This window comes from Pseudomonas sp. UV AK001, assembly GCF_046097675.1.
Lineage (GTDB): Bacteria > Pseudomonadota > Gammaproteobacteria > Pseudomonadales > Pseudomonadaceae > Aquipseudomonas > Aquipseudomonas kribbensis.
In genome coordinates this window covers 22637-41395 of sequence record NZ_JBJUVZ010000012.1, presented here as the reverse complement: position 1 = coordinate 41395, position 18759 = coordinate 22637, and the positions used below count along the sequence as shown (strand labels likewise).

Below are 18759 nucleotides of genomic sequence, written 5' to 3'. Positions count from 1 at the left end.
CGTCATCCTCAGGCAAAGGCGTAACTGCGTCAGGCAACGATAGACCTGCGCACGCGTTGCGCCAGCACCGTTTGGCTGACGCTGTTGCGGGGAAGCGATTTCGGCGTCGAAAAATTTTCCCGGCCAGCTAAGATTCATGAAGGATGAACCTTATCCCGGCCCGACCGGTCGATAGCTGCAAACCCGACCCGGTTGGCCGCCACCCTTGTTGCTCAAGTGTGATTCCCGGCTTGCTTCACTTTCTGGAGAACGCCCCTGTGATATCGACCGTCCACATTGCCAGGCTCAAGGCCTGGGGCGCCCATGGTTTCACCGCGACCGGCGTGGTCACTGCCTTCCTCGCCACCCTCGCCCTGCTGGAAAACCAGCCGACCCACTGCCTGATGTGGCTGGGTGTCGCGCTGATCGTCGACGGCCTCGACGGAGCGCTGGCGCGCAAGGTCAACGTGCAGTCGGTGCTGCCGAGTTTCGACGGCTCGATCCTCGATCTGGTGATCGATTACCTGACCTACGTGTTCATTCCGGCGCTGTTCATCTATCGCTATATTCCCCTGCCCGACTACACCCTGTTGTTGACGGTGTCGCTGATTCTGGTGTCGTCGCTGTTCTGCTTCTGCAACGTCAACATGAAGAGCAAGGACAACTACTTCGTCGGTTTCCCTGCCGCGTGGAACGTGGTCGCGCTGTGCCTGTACATCATCGCCCCGGGGCCGTGGATCACCTTCCTGACCGTGATCGGTCTGGCGCTGCTGACCATCACCCGGATGAAATTCCTGCACCCGTTCCGCGTGCGCCGCTTCATGCCGATCAACATCGCGGTGACGGCGATCTGGCTGTTGTGCAGCCTGTCGCTGGTACTCAACCACCCGGTCATCAACCCGCTGGTGATGGGTTTGTGGTTGCTGGCGTCGGCGTACTTCCTCGGCATCTGCATCTGGCGTACGGCGCTGGAGTGGTTTGACAGTGCCCATCTGAAGTAGAAGAACCTGTGGGAGCGAGCTTGCTCGCGAATGCTGTATGTCAGTCAACAAACATGTTGAATGTCAGTCTGCATTCGCGAGCAAGCTCCCCCCACATGGGTTTGCGCTCAACGCTTGGTTATGACCACCTCCAGATACTCGCTCGGCACCACCATCGATTCCGGTCCTGCCCGGTTCAGCCCGTCGATCAGCTGCGTCAGATCCCCCTCCAGCGCCTGCCCGCTCTCCGGCGGCAGCGCCGCGAATGCCTTGTGCACCGGCCCGTACCAGTGGCGGAACATGTCGATGAAGTGTGCCGCCGAGCGATAACGGAAATTGAAGTGGCGGCGAGTCACCTGCATCAGGAACCGACGCTCATCGAACTGCGAATGCAGCCAGGCTTCCGCGCCCCAGTTCGATGGCGGCTGTGCGCCGGCCGGCGGTGGCAGATGGCGACCGAGGGTCTTGAACATCTGGCCGACGAAGCCTTCGGGCGTCCAGTTGGCCAGACCGATCCGCCCGCCACGACGACAGACCCGGGCCAGCTCCTGCGCAGCCTTGGCCTGATCCGGGGCGAACATCACCCCGAAGGTCGACAGCACGGCATCAAAGCTGGCGTCGGCAAACGGCAGCGCTTCGGCATCGGCCACCTGGAATGTCACGTCCAGATGTTCGGCCCGCGCCCTGTCCTGGCCGCGTTCCAGCAGCGCCGCGACATAATCGGTGGACAGCACCCGACAACCCCGGCGCGCCGCCGCCAGCGTGGCATTGCCATTGCCGGCGGCGACGTCCAGCACATCTTCATCGCAGCGTAGATCACAGGCTTCGGCGAGGTTCTCACCGACAATCTGCAAAGTGGTGCCGATCACGGCATAGTCGCCGCTGGCCCACGCGACTTTCTGGCGTTCCTTGAGGGCATTGAGATCGATGGGGGTGCTCATCAACAGGTGCTCCAAGACAGGCTGGATCGGGCGTCACTCGGCGGTGGTCGGGTCGATGACACTCATCACCCGAGACACGCTGTTGGCCGGGAATCCACCCAGCCGCGCATGCTCGCGCACCAGTTCTTCATCAGGGGCGATGTACACGCAGTAGATCTTGTCGGCAGTGACGTAACTCTGCAGCCACTGCACCTGCGGCCCGAGTTCACGCAGCACCTGACAGGACGTTTGCGATACCGCCTTGAGTTCTTGCTCCGACAGGTTTCCGGCCCCTGGAATCTCGCGTTCAATCACGAATTTCGGCATGGCAACCTCGCTTTCTTTTTATCAGTGACAGGGCGGATACAGCCCTGCTCTTTCACTATCGTCCCGAGACTGTGCGGCGTCCTTGCCAATCGTCTGGAGAGCCCCGTAAACCGGGACTTCGCCGATGAGTGGCGGGATTTTGTAAAGCGCTCGAAACAGATTGCGTGCAAACGAAAACGGCCCGGGGCATTCACCTCCGGGCCGTCGTCGATCAGGCTCATTCGGAAGGCGCTTTCGCCTCCTTGAGCAACTGCTGAATCATCTGCTCCTGAGCTTCGTAGCGTCCCTCGCCAAAGTGGGTATAACGCACCTGCCCCTTGGCATCGATCAGGTAGTGCGCCGGCCAGTACTGGTTGTCGAAGTTGCGCCAGATCGCGTAGTTGTTGTCGATGGCCACCGGGTAGGTGATGCCGAGTTTCTTCACCTGATCCTTGACGTTGTCGATGATCCGCTCATAACCGTATTCCGGGGTGTGCACGCCGATCACCACCAGGCCGTCCTTGCCGTACTTTTTCTCCCAATCCTTCACATACGGCAGTGTGTGCTGGCAGTTGATGCAGTCGTAGGTCCAGAAGTCCACCAGCACCACTTTGCCACGCAGGGATTCGGCGTTCAGTTCCGGTGAGTTCAGCCATTGCACCGCACCGGCCAGCGACGGCATCGCACCTTTGCCCTGCTCGTCCGAAGTCGAATCCGCCCGCACTTTGCTGATGAAGTAATCGATCACTTTCGGCGCGTTTTCCAACACGTTTTTCTCGACACTGGCGACGCCCTCGGACGATGTGCCGGCCAGCAGGGTTCGATCGGCACCGGTGGAAATCACCACCGCCGCCGCCAGCACGGCGACACCCGCGCCACGACGGAACCAGCCTGTGAACGGGATCGACGGTTTCAGCCGGTTGACCAGGCCGCGACCGGCGAAAATCAGCGTCCCCAGCGACAGCGCACTGCCCGCGCCGTAGGCCAGCAGCAACAGGCTGGTCTGGGCACTGGCGCCTTGCAGCATGGCGCCGGTGAGGATCACACCGAGGATCGGACCGGCGCACGGCGCCCACAACAGACCGGTGGCCACGCCGATCATCACCGACCCCATGGGGCCAGCCTTCTTGCGAGTGTCCGGATCGAGTCGATTACCCAACAGCACGAACGGCCGCGCCAGCCAGTCCCCGATGCGTGCGGAAATCAGCGACAGCGCAAACAGCACCATCACGATCAGCGCGATGTGCCGGCCGGTGTTGTTGGCCTGGATCACCCACTCGCTGCTGACCACCGCGAGGCTGGAGATCAGGGCGAAGGTCAGGGCCATGCCGCCGAGGGTCAGCAGGATCGAAGAGCGCGTGCGGTCGGCGCCGGCAAACAGAAACGGCACCACCGGCAGGATGCAGGGGCTGAGGACAGTCAACAGACCGCCCAGGAAAGCGATAAGGAACATGAGGTTCACCTCTTGAAGGATGGGCGGTCTGCCGATAAAAGAGGTGTCTGCCGTTCACCGGCAGACACGCACGGGAACTCAGGCGTTCTGGCTGTCCAGCCATTGGCTTTGCGGTGTGCGGCTGGCGCCGTTTTCGGCAACCATCTGCCCCTGCGGCGTATGGCTGGAGCCGTCTGCCGCGACCATCTGCCCTTGCGGCGTGTGGCTGGAGCCGTCGGCGGCGATCAAGGCATCGCTGCCCTGCTTGGCTACCGGGCTCAGCTGGAAGCAGGTGCTGCCGGCGCAGCTGCTCTGCTCGACGGCGCTGTTGGCGTGAGCCGCGACACCGGCAAAAGAGAAGGCAATGGCGGTCAAGAAACGCGATACGTTGTTCATGGCAATCTTCCTTTAAGTCAGTGGGTGGCGGATCAGTTCTGGTTGTCGCAGCCGTCGGCGAATTTGCTGTAGTCGAGCACGCGGGTCTGACCGGCCGAATCGAGGTAGGTCATGCGGGCGTCGACGATGCCGCAGGTCATCGATTTGTCTTCTTTCATCGAGATCACTTTCTGGATATCCAGATGTGTGCCGTAGGTGTAGGTTTGCGGGGCAACGGCTTCGGCGCGGGCCGACAGGGTGCAGATGTTCAGGGCAGCGAACAGGCAAGCGGCGATCACGGATTTGTTGGTCATGGCGTTTTCCTCAGGGCTTCAATGGGTCGATCGGTTGATTGAGCCGAGGCGCTGTGGTGTGCCTCGATGGAGCTCATTTAAAGCTCGCGAGGTATCCCGTCTGTGTCGGAAAACGGCCGGTATAAATCGCTGCGTATCTCGCCCGCCGGGGGATACACAGCGATACAAAACCCTGAAAAAATCCTGATTTTGCGTCCACATGTATCCGTCGTTGCGGCAGATACACTGCAATACAAAGGCAGGCAGGCGAGCCCGCGCGGGCTCTATAGACTGCGAGACATTCCCCCACTTGATAGAGGTTTGGCTCCATGGATCATGTCGATCACATTCTCATCGTCGATGACGACCGCGAGATTCGCGAACTGGTTGGCAATTACCTGAAAAAGAACGGCCTGCGCACCACGGTGGTCGCCGATGGCCGGCAGATGCGCAGTTTTCTGGAAGCCAACACCGTCGACCTGATCGTGCTCGACATCATGATGCCCGGCGATGACGGCCTGCTGCTGTGCCGCGAATTGCGCGCCGGCAAACACAAGGCCACGCCGGTCTTGATGCTGACCGCGCGCAACGATGAGACCGACCGCATCATCGGCCTGGAAATGGGCGCCGACGACTACCTGACCAAACCCTTTGCCGCCCGTGAACTGCTGGCGCGAATCAATGCCGTGCTGCGCCGCACGCGCATGCTGCCGCCGAATCTGGTGGTGACTGAAAGCGGTCGCTTGCTGGCCTTCGGTCGCTGGCAGCTCGATACCTCGGCCCGGCATCTGCTGGACACCGACGGCACCATGGTCGCCTTGAGCGGCGCGGAGTACCGTTTGCTGCGCGTGTTCCTCGATCATCCGCAGCGGGTGCTGAGCCGCGATCAACTGCTCAACCTGACCCAAGGCCGCGATGCCGATCTGTTCGACCGCTCCATCGACCTGCTGGTCAGTCGTCTGCGCCAGCGTCTGCTCGACGACGCCCGCGAGCCGGCCTACATCAAGACCGTGCGCAGCGAGGGTTACGTGTTCTCACTGCCGGTGGAAATCCTCGGAGCCCCGGCATGAAGATTGCGCTGCACTGGCCGCGCACCCTCGCCTCGCGGTTGTCGCTGATTTTTCTGATCGGCCTGATCCTCGCTCAAGCCCTGTCGTTCGGCGCGCAGTATTACGAGCGCTACGAAAGCGCGAAGAACACCATGCTCGGCAACCTGGAAACCGACGTTTCGACCTCGATCGCGATCCTCGACCGCCTGCCCGCCGAAGAGCGTCCGATGTGGCTCGAACGTCTGGCCCGGCCCAACTACGGCTACCTGCTCAGCGAGGGCGAACCGGGTACACCGATCGGTGCCGGCGAAGTGCCGATCGCGGTCACCTCGATCACCGACGCCATCGGCGAAGCCTACCCGCTGACCTTCACCGACATTCCGGGGCCGAAAAAGCACTTTCAGGGCCACTTGCGCCTGAGCGACGGCAGCCCGGTCACCATCGACGTGCGACCTTCAATGGTGCCGCTGTCGCCATGGCTGCCGGTGGTGCTTCTCGGGCAACTGGCGCTGATGATTGCCTGCACCTGGCTGGCGGTACGCATCGCCATCCGTCCGCTCACCCGTCTGGCCAATGCGGTGGAAACCCTTGATCCCAACGCCCATCCGATCAATCTGGATGAACAGGGCCCGAACGAAGTGGCCTACGCCGCCCGTGCGTTCAACACCATGCAGGCGCGGATCGCCGCGTACCTCAAGGAACGCATGCAGTTGCTGGCAGCGATTTCCCACGACCTGCAGACCCCGATCACCCGGATGAAACTGCGCGCGGAGTTCATGGACGATTCGGCGGAAAAGGACAAACTGTGGAACGACCTCGGCGAGATGGAGCATCTGGTGCGTGAAGGCGTGGCCTATGCTCGCAGCATCCACGGCTCGACCGAAGAAAGCCGCCGCACCAACCTCGACTCGTTTCTCGACAGCCTGGTCTTCGACTACCAGGACATGGGCAAAGAGGTGCAATTGAGCGGCAAGAGTGAAGCGGTCATCGACACCCGCCCCCACGCTCTGCGCCGGGTGCTGGTCAACCTGACCGACAACGCGCTGAAGTTTGCCGGCGCTGCCGAGCTGTTGATTCAACGGGACAAGACCGGCCTGTCGATCAAGGTCATGGATCGCGGACCGGGCATCGCCGAAGAGGAACTGGCTCAGGTGATGGAGCCGTTCTATCGCGTGGAAAACTCGCGCAACCGAAGCACCGGCGGCACAGGCCTGGGTCTGGCCATCGCACAACAATTGGCGATGGCGCTGGGTGGTTCGCTGAATCTGAGCAACCGTGAAGGTGGCGGGTTGTGCGCTGAACTGAAGCTGCCGCTGCAGGCCTGAGACAAACAAAAAGACCCGGGGAACCATCGTGCTCCCCGGGTCTTTTTGTTGCTGGGATCAGTTGACTCCGATCACACCGTCCTCATGCATCTGCTGCAACAACGCCAGTCCGCTGTCCATGAAGGACGCAGTTCCCGGCAAACCCGCCTCCATCGCCAGCCCCTCCAGTTGCTCACGACCGCTCAGCAACGGGAACTCGCCAATGCGCTGCAACAACCGCCACGCCAACGGACTCAGCTCGGAAAACTTCACACTGAAATCCACCGCACGCCGCACCAGCAACAACGTTGGCTGGGCCGGTGGCGTGGATGGCTGATATTCAGGGCTGAGGATCTGCACCGGCCACGCATACGCCAATGGCCAGGCCAGTGCCGAAACCTGCAATGGCCGCTCCAGCAGCAATGCGGGATTACTGGCCGGCAGCGGTTCGGCATCGGACTGCTGCAACACCATCTCCACCCACTCGTAATGCGCCAGCTCCACCAGAAACGCCGGCCACTCTCCCGTGCTCAACACGGCGGGTTCCGAGGCGAGGTAACCGACGAACTCCTCGGCGATCTCACCGAATTTCGGCGTCTGTGCCCGGTAGTCCCGCAGGAAGCCGCGAATCAATGTGCGCCAGCGCTCCTGGCCGATGATCCGGATCAGCACCGGAAAGGTCCCGCCCAACAGTTGCGAGACATTGTTGAACACCAGATCGCGATAGACATTGACCCGCGCCGCGTTCATGTCGACCGGGGGCGTCTGGTTCTCGGGGTCGCGCAGGTAGCGCGTCAGGGCCTGTTGTTGCTGCTCAAGGTTATCCACGCTGGCCTCCCTGATTCTGCAAGCGGCGAATGGTCTGCAATTCGGCCACCAGTTCGGCGAAGGCCGGGAAGTTGAAATCGCGTTCGAGCAAGGTCGGCTGTGCGCCAAAGCGAGCGTAGGCATCAGCCAGCAGCGACCAGACCACCGGTTTCACCGAAGCGCCGTGGGTGTCGATTTTCAGCGTGTCGGACTCATCGAAGTGCCCCGCCACGTGCATCCCGACCACCCGGCCCGGCTCGATCCCGGCCAGAAACGTCTGCGGGTCGAAGCCGTGGTTGATCGAGTTGACGTAGACGTTATTCACGTCCAGCAGCAGGTCGCATTCGGCCTCGTGCAGTACGGCATTGGTGAAGGTCACCTCGTCCATGTCCTGTCGGGGGGCGGCGTAATAGGAAACGTTTTCCACTGCCAGGCGTCGCCCGAGAATGTCCTGGGCCTGACGGATCCGCGCGGCAACGTGGTGCACCGCCTCCTCGGTGAATGGCAGCGGCAGCAGGTCATAGAGGTGACCGTCGTCGCTGCAATAACTCAGGTGCTCGCTGTACAGCGGCACGTTGTAATGATCGAGAAACACCCGGACTTCCCGAAGGAAATCGACGTCCAGCGGCGCCGACCCGCCGAGCGACAGCGACAAACCGTGGCAGGACAACGGATAGCGCTCGGCCAGTTCGCGCAACGCGGCACCGTGAGCGCCGCCGACGCCGATCCAGTTTTCCGGGGCGACTTCAAGAAAGTCGAAATCGCCGGTGCGGGCGGCTTGAAGATCTTTCATCAATCCGCGACGCAGGCCGAGCCCGACGCTGGCCTGCAAGGTGGGGTGGGGAATCTGCATGGGCAAGACCTCTGCAAAAGAGCCGCCGACAGTGGCGGCCGAGAGGCTCAGTGAATGCGTACGCTGTATCACGGCTGTGTTCATCCGCCCCGGCATTTGCGGTGCTGTGTATCCCCAGGCCCTCCTGATACACGCAAATACATAGAGTCGCCCAACAGCGACTAGACTCAAACATTACCCAGTCGAGGGGGACGCAGGACGCTATCGACGCCCTGCCCGTTTCCACGACCACCGCCCGGTGGTGAATGCCTCGACCCCCATCACCACCGGACTGTGATCCTTGACAGGAGCACATGACATGGACGAGGCCAGACTCAACGAGTTCATGGGCAAACTGGTCAACGACATGGGCGGCGCGGCGATGCTGGCCAATGTCATCGTCGGCGAAGAACTTGGCTTGTATAAGGCCATGGCCGACAGCCAGCCGATCTCCCCGGAAACCCTCGCCGAAAAAACCGCCTGCAACACCCGACTGGTCCGCGAATGGCTCAGCGCCCATGCAGCGTCCGGCTACATGGAACACCTGGACGGCAAATTCCGCCTGCCGGAAGAACAGGCCATGGCCCTGGCCAAGGAAGATTCGCCAGTCTACGTGGCCGGCGGTCTCGGCGTGGTGGCGTCGTTTTTCCACGACAAGGACAAACTGGTCAAAGCCATGCGCGGCAACGGCGCCCTGCCCTGGGGCGACCACCATCCGTGCATGTTCACCGGCACCGAGCGGTTCTTCCGCCCCGGCTACAAAGGGCATCTGATCGCCGAATGGCTGCCGGCGCTGGACGGCGTGGTGGCCAAACTCGAAGACGGCGCCAAGGTCGCCGATGTCGGCTGCGGTCATGGCGCCTCCACGGTGATCATGGCCCAGGCCTACCCCAACTCGCGTTTCGTCGGATTCGACTATCACGCGCCCTCGGTGAGTGTCGCCACCCAGCGGGCCGAAGAAGGCGGAGTGAGCAGCCGGGCGCGGTTTTTCCAGGGCACGGCGAAAAGCTTTCCCGGCGATGATTACGACCTGATCTGCTACTTCGACTGCCTGCACGACATGGGCGATCCGGTCGGTGCGGCCCGGCATGCCTACGATTGCCTGAAGGACGACGGCACGGTGCTGTTGGTCGAACCCTTTGCCAACGACACGCTGGACGACAACATCAACCCGGTCGGGCGGCTGTTCTATGCCGCGTCGACGTTCATTTGCACGCCGAACTCGCTGTCCCAGGAAGTGGGCCTGGGGCTCGGTGCGCAAGCCGGCGAGATGCGCTTGCGCAAAGTGTTCAGCGAAGCCGGGTTCAAGCGGTTCCGGCGGGCGACGCAGACGCCATTCAACCTGATTCTGGAAGCACGCAAGTAAAGGTCGATACCGGACGCCTCCATCAGAGGCGCCCGGCAGTGCTAACCTGCAAGGCACTCACAGCCTGCGGAGCGCTGACCATGCTCGACCGCCCCCTCCACGAACATCTCGATTATCTGCAACAGGCCATGGCCGACGGCGATTTCGTGGTGCTGACCGGCGCCGGCATCAGCACGCCGTCCGGCATCCCCGACTACCGCGACACCAACGGTGTGCGCCGGGGTCGGCAGCCAATGATGTATCAGGAGTTCCTGTCCGCGCCCGAGTCACGCCGCCGCTACTGGGCCCGGGCCATGCTCGGCTGGCCTCGCGTGCGTCAGGCCCGGCCGAACGCGGCCCATGAGGCACTGGCCAGCCTGCAAAGCCACAGCCGGATCAGCGGATTGATCACCCAGAATGTCGATACCTTGCACGATCAGGCCGGCAGTCACGATGTCATCGAACTGCATGGCAGCCTGCATCGGGTGCTGTGCCTGGATTGCGGCCAGCGCAGCGAGCGGGATTCGATTCAGCAATTGATGGAGACGCAGAATCCGTATCTGGCAGGTGTCGATGCGGTGCAGGCGCCGGACGGCGACACCCTGCTCGACCCGGCTTTTGAAGCACGATTTCAGGTGCCGCATTGTCCGCATTGCGAAGGCGAACGGATGAAGCCGGACGTGGTGTTTTTTGGCGAAAACGTGGCGCAACCGACGGCGGCACGGGCCATGGCGGCAGCGGAGAATGCCGCCGGGATGTTGGTGGTCGGTTCGTCGTTGATGGCGTATTCGGCGTTCCGCCTGTGCCGGGTGATTGCGGATCGGGGCAAGCCGCTGATTGCGATCAATCTGGGGAAGACCCGGGCGGATGAGCTGCTGGATTTGAAGATCGAGGCGTCTTGCGAACAGCTGTTGCCGCTACTGACACAACGCCTCAATGCTCAGCCTTGAGGATGTCGAACAACGCCTGCGCCGCCGCCGACAATTCATTCCCGGAGTCAGTCAACACGCCAATCGCCCGCTCCACCACCGGCTCATGCAACGTCAGACACCGCGCTCCCAACTCCCGCATCTGCTCGGCACACAACGCCGGCACCGCGCTGACGCCCAGGCCACTGGCAACCATCCGCCCGACCGTCGCCAGTTGATGGCTTTCGAATTCCACCGGCAGTTTCATGCCCCGGGCCTGCAGGTGTTCTTCCAGCATCACCCGCACCGTGGACGGGCGTTGCAGGGTGATGAACGGTTCCTGCAGCAAGGTCTGCCAGTCGATGTCGGTGCGCCGGGCCAGCGGCGAATCCTGTGGCACCACCGCGACGAAGCGATCCTTATAAAGAGGTGTGAAGGTCAGCGAAGTGTTCTGCAACGGCTCGAACGCCACGCCGAGTTCGACCTGACGATCGCGGACCATTTCCAGCACTTGCTCGTTGATCACGTCGTTGACCGTGACGTTGACGTTCGGATAGCGCGCACGGAAGGTCTTGAGGATCGGCGGCAGCAGGTTGCCGGCAAACGACGGCATCGCCGCCAGCGTCACCCGCCCCCGTTGCAGACTGAAGCGCTGGCGCATTTCGTCTTCGGCGTTGTCCCAGTCGGCGATCAGGCGCCGGGCCAGCGGCAGCAGCGACTCCCCTTCCGGGGTCAGCGCAACGTTGCGCGTATTGCGACTGAACAGGCGCCCGCCCAACCCCTCTTCCAGCGCCTTGATGGTCAGGCTCAACGCCGATTGCGACAGGTGCAGGCGCTCGCAGGCCACGGCGAAACTCAGGCTTTGGGCCACGGCGAGAAAAGCGCGTATCTGCTTGATGGTCATGGTTGTGTTACTCGACGAACTAAGCTGAACATCCGTCCGCCGACCACGGCGGACATTTAATGAGCTTTATCAATCAATCAACCTTAAAAATCAACTTAACAAATATATCCTTCAGCGAGACACTCCAGGCATTCGGCTAGCCAGCCGCCCGACAAACAATAAAAGAGGTGCATATGGCAGGTTTCGACAAGCGCGTGTATTCCTACGAGGAAGCCATGGCGGGCCTTGAAAACGGCATGACCGTGATCGCCGGCGGCTTCGGCCTGTGCGGCATTCCGGAAAACCTGATCGCCGAGATCAAGCGCAAGGGCACCCGCGACCTCACCGTCGTCTCCAACAACTGCGGCGTCGATGGTTTCGGCCTCGGCGTGCTGCTGACCGACCGCCAGATCCGCAAGGTGGTCGCCTCCTACGTCGGCGAAAACAAATTGTTCGAAGAGCAACTGCTCAAGGGCGACATCGAAGTCGTCCTTACCCCGCAAGGCACTCTCGCAGAAAAAATGCGCGCAGGCGGCGCCGGCATCCCGGCGTTCTTCACCGCTACAGGCGTCGGCACTCCGGTTGCCGAAGGCAAGGAAGTGCGTGAATTCCACGGTCGCAAGTACCTGATGGAAGAATCCATCACTGGCGACTTCGCCATCGTCAAAGGCTGGAAAGCCGACCACTTCGGCAACGTCATCTACCGCCACACCGCCCAGAACTTCAACCCGCTGGCCGCCACCGCCGGCAAGATCACCGTGGTCGAAGTCGAAGAAATCGTCGAACCCGGCGAGCTGGATCCGGCACACATCCACACGCCCGGCATCTACGTCGACCGGGTCATTTGCGGCACGTTCGAAAAACGCATCGAACAACGCACCATCCGCAAATAATCCAGGCTGACGGAGAACAAGAACATGGCACTTACCCGCGAACAAATGGCTCAACGCGTCGCCCGCGAAATGCAGGACGGCTACTACGTGAACCTCGGCATCGGCATCCCGACCCTGGTCGCCAACTACATCCCCGAAGGCATGGAAGTCATGCTGCAATCGGAAAACGGCCTGCTCGGCATGGGCCCTTTCCCGACGGAAGACACCATCGACGCCGACATGATCAACGCCGGCAAACAGACCGTGACTGCGCGTATCGGCGCTTCGATTTTTTCCTCGGCCGAATCCTTCGCGATGATCCGTGGCGGTCATGTCGACCTGACCGTGCTGGGCGCCTTCGAAGTGGACGTACAGGGCAACATCGCCTCGTGGATGATCCCCGGCAAACTGGTCAAGGGCATGGGCGGCGCGATGGACCTGGTGGCTGGCGCCGACAACATCATCGTCATCATGACCCACGCGTCCAAGGACGGTGAGTCCAAACTGCTGAGCCAGTGCAGCCTGCCGCTGACCGGCGCCGGTTGCATCAAGCGTGTGCTGACTGACCTGGCGTACCTGGAAATCGAAAATGGCGCTTTTGTCCTCAAGGAACGCGCACCTGGCGTCAGCGTCGAGGAAATCGTTGCCAAAACCGCTGGTAAACTGATCGTCCCGGATCACGTACCGGAAATGCAGTTCGCTGCCGAGTGAGGAATTCGAAAATGCAAGACGTCGTCATTGTTGCCGCCACGCGTACCGCGATCGGCAGTTTCCAGGGATCGCTGGCCACCGTCTCCGCCGTGGATCTGGGCGCAGCGGTCATCCGCCAGTTGCTTGAGCAGACCGGCCTGGACGGTGCCCAGGTCGATGAAGTGATCATGGGTCAGGTGCTGACCGCCGGCGCCGGCCAGAACCCGGCGCGCCAGTCGGCGATCAAGGCCGGCCTGCCCCACGCCGTACCGGCCATGACCCTGAACAAGGTCTGCGGTTCGGGTCTCAAGGCCCTGCACCTCGGCGCCCAGGCGATCCGTTGCGGCGACGCGGACGTGATCATCGCCGGCGGCCAGGAAAACATGAGCCTGGCCAACTACGTCATGCCCGGCGCGCGCACCGGTCTGCGTATGGGTCACGCACAAATCGTCGACACCATGATCAGCGATGGCCTGTGGGATGCGTTCAACGACTACCACATGGGCATCACCGCCGAAAACCTGGTCGAAAAATACGAGATCAGCCGCGAGCAGCAAGACGCCTTCGCCGCTGCTTCGCAACAGAAAGCCGCCGCGGCCATCGAGGCCGGCCGTTTTGTCGATGAAATCACCCCGATCCTGATTCCGCAGCGCAAAGGCGATCCAGTGGCGTTCAAGGTCGACGAGCAGCCACGCGGCGACACCACTGCTGAATCCCTGGCCAAACTGCGCCCAGCCTTCAAGAAGGACGGCAGCGTTACCGCCGGCAACGCTTCTTCGCTGAACGACGGCGCCGCCGCAGTGATCCTGATGAGCGCTGAAAAAGCCAAAGCCCTGGGCCTGCCAGTGCTGGCGAAAATCGCCGCCTACGCCAACGCGGGCGTCGACCCGGCGATCATGGGCATCGGCCCGGTTTCCGCCACTCGCCGCTGCCTGGACAAGGCTGGCTGGAGCATCGGCCAGTTGGATCTGATCGAAGCCAACGAAGCCTTCGCCGCGCAATCGCTGGCGGTGGCCAAGGATCTGCAATGGGATCTGGACAAGGTCAACGTCAACGGCGGCGCCATCGCCCTCGGTCACCCGATCGGTGCATCGGGTTGCCGCGTGCTGGTGACCCTGCTGCACGAAATGATCAAGCGTGATGCGAAAAAGGGTCTCGCGACCCTGTGCATCGGCGGCGGTCAAGGCGTGGCCCTGGCGCTGGAACGCGCTTAAACGCGAAAGAGGTTCAACAGCGGGCGGCGGATCCACGACATCCGCCACCCGTTGGCAACAAGCCCGGTACGACTCACGTCGCACCGGGTATTTTTTTGCCTGAGCGTCAGTCGAACTTCACCAGATTCAGCACCGGCAACGGCCCGCCCGGGAACTGCACCAGTCGCGCCCCCACACTCAACTCGCCCAGGTCGATCCCGAAGAAGCCGAGCTGATCGATCAGCGCGCCCACTTCAGCCTTGGCCTGCGCATCACCTCCGGACAGGAACAGCACACGCTTGCCGCCCTCCGACGCAGGGTCCGCTTCCAGCAAACGCGCCAGCAAATGGTTGAACGCCTTGACCACCCGCGCACCCGGTACCCATTCAGCGAACACTTCGCTGGACGGCCGCCCCTGCAGATCCACCGGTTTGAACGATGGCGCTTCAATCGAGTTGTTGGCGTCGATGACGATCCGCCCGCCGAAGTCCGGCAGCCCGGCCAGCGCCGTCGGCAGTTTCGACCAGTTCACTGCGACCAGCACGATGTCCTGGGCAGCAGCTTCTTCACGGGTGACGGCGCGGGCGGTCGGGCCGAGTTCTGCGACCAGATCGACCAAGGTCTCCGGCCCGCGACTGTTGGCGATGACCAACGGGATGCCCTGACGCGACAAGGCTTTGGCAAACGCTGAACCGATGGCGCCAGCGCCGATGATTCCGATAGTGCTCATGGTGTTCTCCAGAAAGTGGGGTGAGACTCGAAACGAATCTTGCGCTTGCCATTCCCACTTGATTATCCGGTAATGCCTTGAATGATCTTCAAGCATCGCTATCAGGTCGAAACCATGGAAACCCTCGCCAATCTCGAATCCTTCGTCCGCAGCGCCGAGACCGGCAGCTTCTCCGCCGCCGCCCGGTTGCTGGCGCTGACCCCGGCGGCGGTCAGCCGCAACGTGGCGATTCTTGAACGCAACCTTGGCGTGCGGCTGTTTCAGCGCTCGACCCGCAAGCTGTCGCTGACCGAGGCCGGTGAAGGTTTTCTGGCGAGTATCGGCGGCAACCTCGATGCCTTGCAGGCCGCGATTGCGACGGTGGCAACCGAGCGCGGTGAGCCGGCGGGGGTGCTCAAGATCAGCCTGCCGCCGACGTTCGGCATCGATCACATGCTGCCGCTGCTGCCGGCCTTTCTGGCGCGCTATCCGTTGATTCGTCCGGAATGGCATTTCGAAAATCGTCAGGTGGATCTCATCGCCGAGGGTTACGACGTGGCGATTGGCGGCGGATTCGAGCTGACGCCCGGCGTGGTTTCCCGGCGACTGGCATCCGCTGAAATATTGGCAGTGGCCTCACCGGCCTATCTGGCCGGACGCGCCCTGCCCCGGCATCCGACAGACCTCGCCGACCACCAGGGCATCGTCATGCGCGGCCTGCGCACAGGGCGCATCCGCCAATGGCAGATGCATAACGATTCTGGCGAACAAGCCAGCGCCCTGCTGAATCCGAATATTGTGCTGAATGATCCGATGGCCATGCGCAAGGCTGCGCTGCTGGGGCTCGGCGTGACGATGCTGGTGTTGCCCGATGTCAGCGTGCAGATCGAGCGCGGTGAACTGGTGCGACTGTTGCCCGACTGGCATTGCGATGCCGGGGCGATATCGCTGTACTACCCGAGCCGCACCTTGATGCCGGCCAAGACCCGGGTGTTCATTGATTTTGTGGTGGATGCCTTCGGCCGTTAGGCGGCCAGCTGCAGAATCAGCCAGGCATTGGCGCCGCTGATCACCACAAACAGTCCCCAAGCCAGAATCCGGGTCGGCAACCGGTTCACAAACGGTCCCATCAGCTGTTTGTCGTTGGTCATGCGAATCAGTGGATACAGGGCAAACGGCAATTGCAGGCTCAACACCACCTGGCTCAGCACAAGCAACTTGCCCACCGCGCCGTCGCCCATCAGCCACACGCCGATGAACGCCGGAATCAGCGCCAGCCCACGGGTGATCAGGCGCCGCTGCCAGCAGGGAATCCGCAGGTTCAGGTAGCCTTCCATGATCACCTGCCCGGCGATGGTGCCGGTGAAGGTCGAACTCTGCCCCGACGCCAGCAGCGCCACGCCGAACAGCACACTGGCCAGCGCGCCACCCACCAGCGGATCGAGCAAGTGGTAGGCGTCCTGAATGTCCACCACATCGGAATGCCCGGTTTGATGAAAGGCTGCTGCCGCGAGAATCAGGATCGCCGCATTGACCAGCAACGCCAGCGCCAGCGAGCCGATGGTGTCGATGCGCGCCAGGTTCACCGCGTCCTGTTTGCTCGCCAGGTCCTGGCCGATCAGCCGCGTTTGTACGATCGAGGTGTGCAGGTACAAGTTGTGTGGCATCACCGTGGCGCCGAGGATGCCGATGGCCAGGTACAGCGGCGCCGCATCGCTGATGGCCGACAGTGACGGTTTGAAGCCTTGGGCGACGTCCGGCCAGTACGGTTTGATCAGCAGCAGTTCAACGAAAAAGCACACGCCGATAGTGCCCACCAGTACCAGCATGATCGCTTCCAGCCTGCGGAAACCACGGTTTTGCAGAGCCAGCACCAGCAATGTATCGAACGCCGTGAGGGCGATGCCGAATGTCAGCGAACAACCCAGCAACAAGTGAAACGCCAGTGCGCAGCCAAGCACCTCCGCAAGGTCGGTGGCGATGATCGAGATTTCCGCCAGCACCCATTGCAGCCGTGCCATCGGGGTGCTGTAGCGTTCACGGGACAGCTGCGCCAGATCACGCCCGGTAGCAATGCCCAGTCGCGAACACAGGCATTGCACGACCATGCCCGCCAGACTCGCCAGCAACACCACGAACAACAGACTGTAACCGAAGCGCGAACCGGCCTCGATGGCGGTGGCCCAGTTGCCCGGGTCCATGTAGCCGATCGACACCAGCAAACCCGGGCCGGCAAAACGCAGCACGCGTTTGAAGAACGAGGCATTCGGATCAACCGGGACGCTGCCGGCCACTTCCGGCGGGCAGAACGGCGCGGTGGCGATTTTGGGCAAGCTGAATTTCACGCACACATCCAGAAACAAGTCGAAAGACGCAGCTTAGACGTTTCAGTCGACGCGCCCAAGAGCAGACGTACTGCGCTCAGGGTTTGGCAGTGCCCAGCAATTGCTGACGCAGTTCGGGATTGCGCGTGCGTGGATCCAGCCAAATGTTGAAAAATGCCCGGGCGAACAGCGGGTCGTCGATCTCGTGCTGCAACTGTTGGCCGACAAAGAACCGCGCCCCCTGCCCCGGCAGATACACCCCGGTAATCCGCGTGCCGGCCTGCACATCGACGAACGATTGCTGCATCTGCGCTTGCCACACGGCCAGTTGCGCCGGGCTGATGGAGGAACCCGCCAGGCGTTTGATCTCATCGACGCTGGCCTTGACCAGATCTTCACGGGACACATTGCGCCGGTAGATCAATTCCAGAGCGAAGGGCTGACCGTCGGCCAGCGGACGCGCGGCACTCCACAGCCGAGCGTTGTAGACGTCGAAACCGAACACACTGAAATCCCCGGTGCCAATGATCTGCGCGCCGGGCACCGCGTCCTGCCAACTGGCCCAGGTCGGCGTCAGCAACAGCGCCCACAAGCCGATTCCGCAGCATCCACGTAACACCTTCGGTGTTCTGCTCATCGCGGCATCGACTCCGGTAAACCCTGATAGTCAGAGCATAGTCGGCGATCACGCCTGGCACTTTGTATACATTTATTGCATGCATTTGCAGCAATCCATTCACGACAATGCTAACGTGGCCCTCATTGACCCGATGGAGACACTTGCGTGCTGATCCTCAAACTGCTGCTGATTCCCGGTTTCCTGCTGCTGATTTCTCTGGCCGGCAAGCGTTGGGGTCCCAGCGTCGCCGGATGGCTGTCGGGGTTGCCGGTGGTGGTCGGGCCGATTCTGTTTTTCCTGGCTATCGAACAAGGCCCGGCGTTTGCCGCGCAATCGGCGGTCGCGGCGCTGTCGGCCATGTTTGCGATGATCGCGTTTTGCGTCATTTATGCGCAGGTGGCGCAGCGGGCGAACTGGCCGCTGGCGTTGGTGGTTTCCTTATCGGTCTGGGCCGTGCTGGCGCTGATCCTGTCGCTGATTCCGGCCTCTTTGCCTTTCTCGATTGCCGCCGCTGCAACTGCCCTTCTTGCCGCGCCGTATCTGTTTCCCAAGGTGCGACCGGTGGTCGGTGGCTCGGCGCCGAAGTCGGACAAACTGGTCTGGCGGATGATCGCCGGGGCCGCGTTGACGCTGGTGGTGACGATGCTGGCCAGCACCGTCGGCGAACGCTGGAGCGGTCTGCTCGCGGTGTTCCCGGTGTTGGGCAGCGTGATGGCGGTGTTTTCCCAGCAGACCCGTGGCCCGGCGTTTACCGCCGCGTTGTTGCGGGCGACGGCGACGGGGATGTATTCGTTTTCGGCGTTTTGTCTGGTGCTGGCGCTGACTGTTCCAAGTCTCGGTTTCGGCGGTTTCGTGGTGGCGGTGGCCGTTTCGGTGGCAATGCTTGGGGTCACCCGGCAGTTGCTGGCCAAACCGGCGCCTGCGCCGTCGACGAACTGA

At 62.1% G+C, this 18759-nt stretch carries 21 protein-coding genes; 10 read left to right on the top strand and 11 right to left on the bottom strand.

All coding sequences use genetic code 11. The annotated features are described in order from the left end of the window. Window positions 1-257: 257 nt before the first annotated feature. On the top strand, window positions 258-980 hold the full coding sequence (gene pcsA / locus ACKLNA_RS26245) for a phosphatidylcholine synthase (RefSeq protein ID WP_085708683.1): 723 nt from the start codon (window positions 258-260) through the stop codon (window positions 978-980). 107 nt (window positions 981-1087) lie between these two features. On the opposite strand, the gene ACKLNA_RS26240 is transcribed toward pcsA, so the two are convergent. The 5 genes from ACKLNA_RS26240 to ACKLNA_RS26220 form a co-directional block, all read right to left on the bottom strand. After that, entirely contained in the window at window positions 1088-1900 is an 813-nt protein-coding gene (locus ACKLNA_RS26240) for a class I SAM-dependent methyltransferase (protein ID WP_408987565.1), read from the bottom strand. A gap of 33 nt (window positions 1901-1933) precedes the next feature. Beyond that, window positions 1934-2206, bottom strand: a complete 273-nt coding sequence (locus ACKLNA_RS26235; RefSeq protein ID WP_085708685.1) for a DUF4242 domain-containing protein — start codon at window positions 2204-2206, stop codon at window positions 1934-1936. 217 nt (window positions 2207-2423) lie between these two features. Further along, complete coding sequence (locus ACKLNA_RS26230) at window positions 2424-3638, bottom strand: cytochrome c biogenesis protein DipZ (protein ID WP_408987564.1); 1215 nt, start codon at window positions 3636-3638, stop codon at window positions 2424-2426. A gap of 78 nt (window positions 3639-3716) precedes the next feature. Beyond that, on the bottom strand, window positions 3717-4013 hold the full coding sequence (locus ACKLNA_RS26225; RefSeq protein WP_408987563.1) for a hypothetical protein: 297 nt from the start codon (window positions 4011-4013) through the stop codon (window positions 3717-3719). Window positions 4014-4045: 32 nt separating this feature from the next. Next, window positions 4046-4306, bottom strand: coding sequence for a DUF2790 domain-containing protein (locus ACKLNA_RS26220; RefSeq protein ID WP_085708689.1), 261 nt, complete (start codon window positions 4304-4306; stop codon window positions 4046-4048). A 308-nt stretch (window positions 4307-4614) separates the two neighbouring features. Between ACKLNA_RS26220 and ACKLNA_RS26215 the strand changes: the two genes are divergently transcribed. Beyond that, window positions 4615-5355 (top strand): response regulator, encoded by a 741-nt coding sequence (locus ACKLNA_RS26215; protein ID WP_085708690.1) that lies wholly within the window; start codon window positions 4615-4617, stop codon window positions 5353-5355. Next, window positions 5352-6659 carry an ATP-binding protein gene (locus ACKLNA_RS26210; protein WP_408987562.1) on the top strand — a complete coding sequence of 436 codons (1308 nt, stop codon included), beginning with the start codon at window positions 5352-5354 and terminating at the stop codon, window positions 6657-6659. Before ACKLNA_RS26215 ends, ACKLNA_RS26210 begins: the two co-directional genes overlap by 4 nt. A gap of 57 nt (window positions 6660-6716) precedes the next feature. On the opposite strand, the gene ACKLNA_RS26205 is transcribed toward ACKLNA_RS26210, so the two are convergent. Both ACKLNA_RS26205 and ACKLNA_RS26200 read right to left on the bottom strand, forming a co-directional pair. Continuing rightward, complete coding sequence (locus ACKLNA_RS26205; RefSeq protein WP_408987561.1) at window positions 6717-7466, bottom strand: DUF2063 domain-containing protein; 750 nt, start codon at window positions 7464-7466, stop codon at window positions 6717-6719. Beyond that, window positions 7459-8298, bottom strand: coding sequence for a DUF692 domain-containing protein (locus ACKLNA_RS26200; RefSeq protein ID WP_408987560.1), 840 nt, complete (start codon window positions 8296-8298; stop codon window positions 7459-7461). The genes ACKLNA_RS26205 and ACKLNA_RS26200 overlap by 8 nt, the downstream gene beginning before the upstream one ends. A 298-nt stretch (window positions 8299-8596) precedes the next feature. On the opposite strand from ACKLNA_RS26200, the gene ACKLNA_RS26195 reads away from it, so the two are divergent. After that, a complete protein-coding gene (locus ACKLNA_RS26195; RefSeq protein WP_408987559.1) occupies window positions 8597-9643 on the top strand; it encodes a class I SAM-dependent methyltransferase in 1047 nt (348 codons plus the stop codon). An 80-nt stretch (window positions 9644-9723) separates the two neighbouring features. Further along, a complete protein-coding gene (locus ACKLNA_RS26190) occupies window positions 9724-10572 on the top strand; it encodes an NAD-dependent protein deacetylase (RefSeq protein WP_408987558.1) in 849 nt (282 codons plus the stop codon). On the opposite strand, the gene ACKLNA_RS26185 is transcribed toward ACKLNA_RS26190, so the two are convergent. Then, window positions 10556-11434, bottom strand: a complete 879-nt coding sequence (locus tag ACKLNA_RS26185; protein ID WP_085708697.1) for a LysR family transcriptional regulator — start codon at window positions 11432-11434, stop codon at window positions 10556-10558. The genes ACKLNA_RS26190 and ACKLNA_RS26185 overlap by 17 nt on opposite strands. A 173-nt stretch (window positions 11435-11607) precedes the next feature. Here ACKLNA_RS26185 and ACKLNA_RS26180 point away from each other — a divergent pair, with 173 nt between their 5' ends. Genes ACKLNA_RS26180 through ACKLNA_RS26170 form a run of 3 tightly spaced genes read left to right on the top strand, consistent with a single transcriptional unit; the run spans window position 11608 to window position 14189 of the window. Continuing rightward, the gene (locus ACKLNA_RS26180) at window positions 11608-12306 is read left to right on the top strand and encodes a CoA transferase subunit A (protein WP_408987557.1); all 699 of its coding nucleotides are present in this window, start codon (window positions 11608-11610) and stop codon (window positions 12304-12306) included. A gap of 24 nt (window positions 12307-12330) precedes the next feature. Next, a complete protein-coding gene (locus tag ACKLNA_RS26175; protein ID WP_007956272.1) occupies window positions 12331-12996 on the top strand; it encodes a CoA transferase subunit B in 666 nt (221 codons plus the stop codon). 11 nt (window positions 12997-13007) lie between these two features. Beyond that, window positions 13008-14189 (top strand): acetyl-CoA C-acetyltransferase, encoded by a 1182-nt coding sequence (locus ACKLNA_RS26170; RefSeq protein ID WP_007956270.1) that lies wholly within the window; start codon window positions 13008-13010, stop codon window positions 14187-14189. A 106-nt stretch (window positions 14190-14295) separates the two neighbouring features. Here ACKLNA_RS26170 and ACKLNA_RS26165 read toward each other — a convergent pair whose 3' ends face one another. Further along, window positions 14296-14898 carry an NADPH-dependent F420 reductase gene (locus ACKLNA_RS26165; protein ID WP_408987556.1) on the bottom strand — a complete coding sequence of 201 codons (603 nt, stop codon included), beginning with the start codon at window positions 14896-14898 and terminating at the stop codon, window positions 14296-14298. Window positions 14899-15012: 114 nt separating this feature from the next. On the opposite strand from ACKLNA_RS26165, the gene ACKLNA_RS26160 reads away from it, so the two are divergent. Then, window positions 15013-15906, top strand: a complete 894-nt coding sequence (locus tag ACKLNA_RS26160; RefSeq protein ID WP_408987637.1) for a LysR family transcriptional regulator — start codon at window positions 15013-15015, stop codon at window positions 15904-15906. Here ACKLNA_RS26160 and ACKLNA_RS26155 read toward each other — a convergent pair. Continuing rightward, window positions 15903-17222 (bottom strand): Nramp family divalent metal transporter, encoded by a 1320-nt coding sequence (locus ACKLNA_RS26155; RefSeq protein ID WP_408987555.1) that lies wholly within the window; start codon window positions 17220-17222, stop codon window positions 15903-15905. The genes ACKLNA_RS26160 and ACKLNA_RS26155 overlap by 4 nt on opposite strands. Before the next feature lie 76 nt (window positions 17223-17298). Beyond that, complete coding sequence (locus ACKLNA_RS26150) at window positions 17299-17838, bottom strand: chalcone isomerase family protein (RefSeq protein ID WP_134827333.1); 540 nt, start codon at window positions 17836-17838, stop codon at window positions 17299-17301. A 147-nt stretch (window positions 17839-17985) separates the two neighbouring features. Here ACKLNA_RS26150 and ACKLNA_RS26145 point away from each other — a divergent pair, with 147 nt between their 5' ends. Continuing rightward, window positions 17986-18759 carry a hypothetical protein gene (locus tag ACKLNA_RS26145; RefSeq protein ID WP_408987554.1) on the top strand — a complete coding sequence of 258 codons (774 nt, stop codon included), beginning with the start codon at window positions 17986-17988 and terminating at the stop codon, window positions 18757-18759.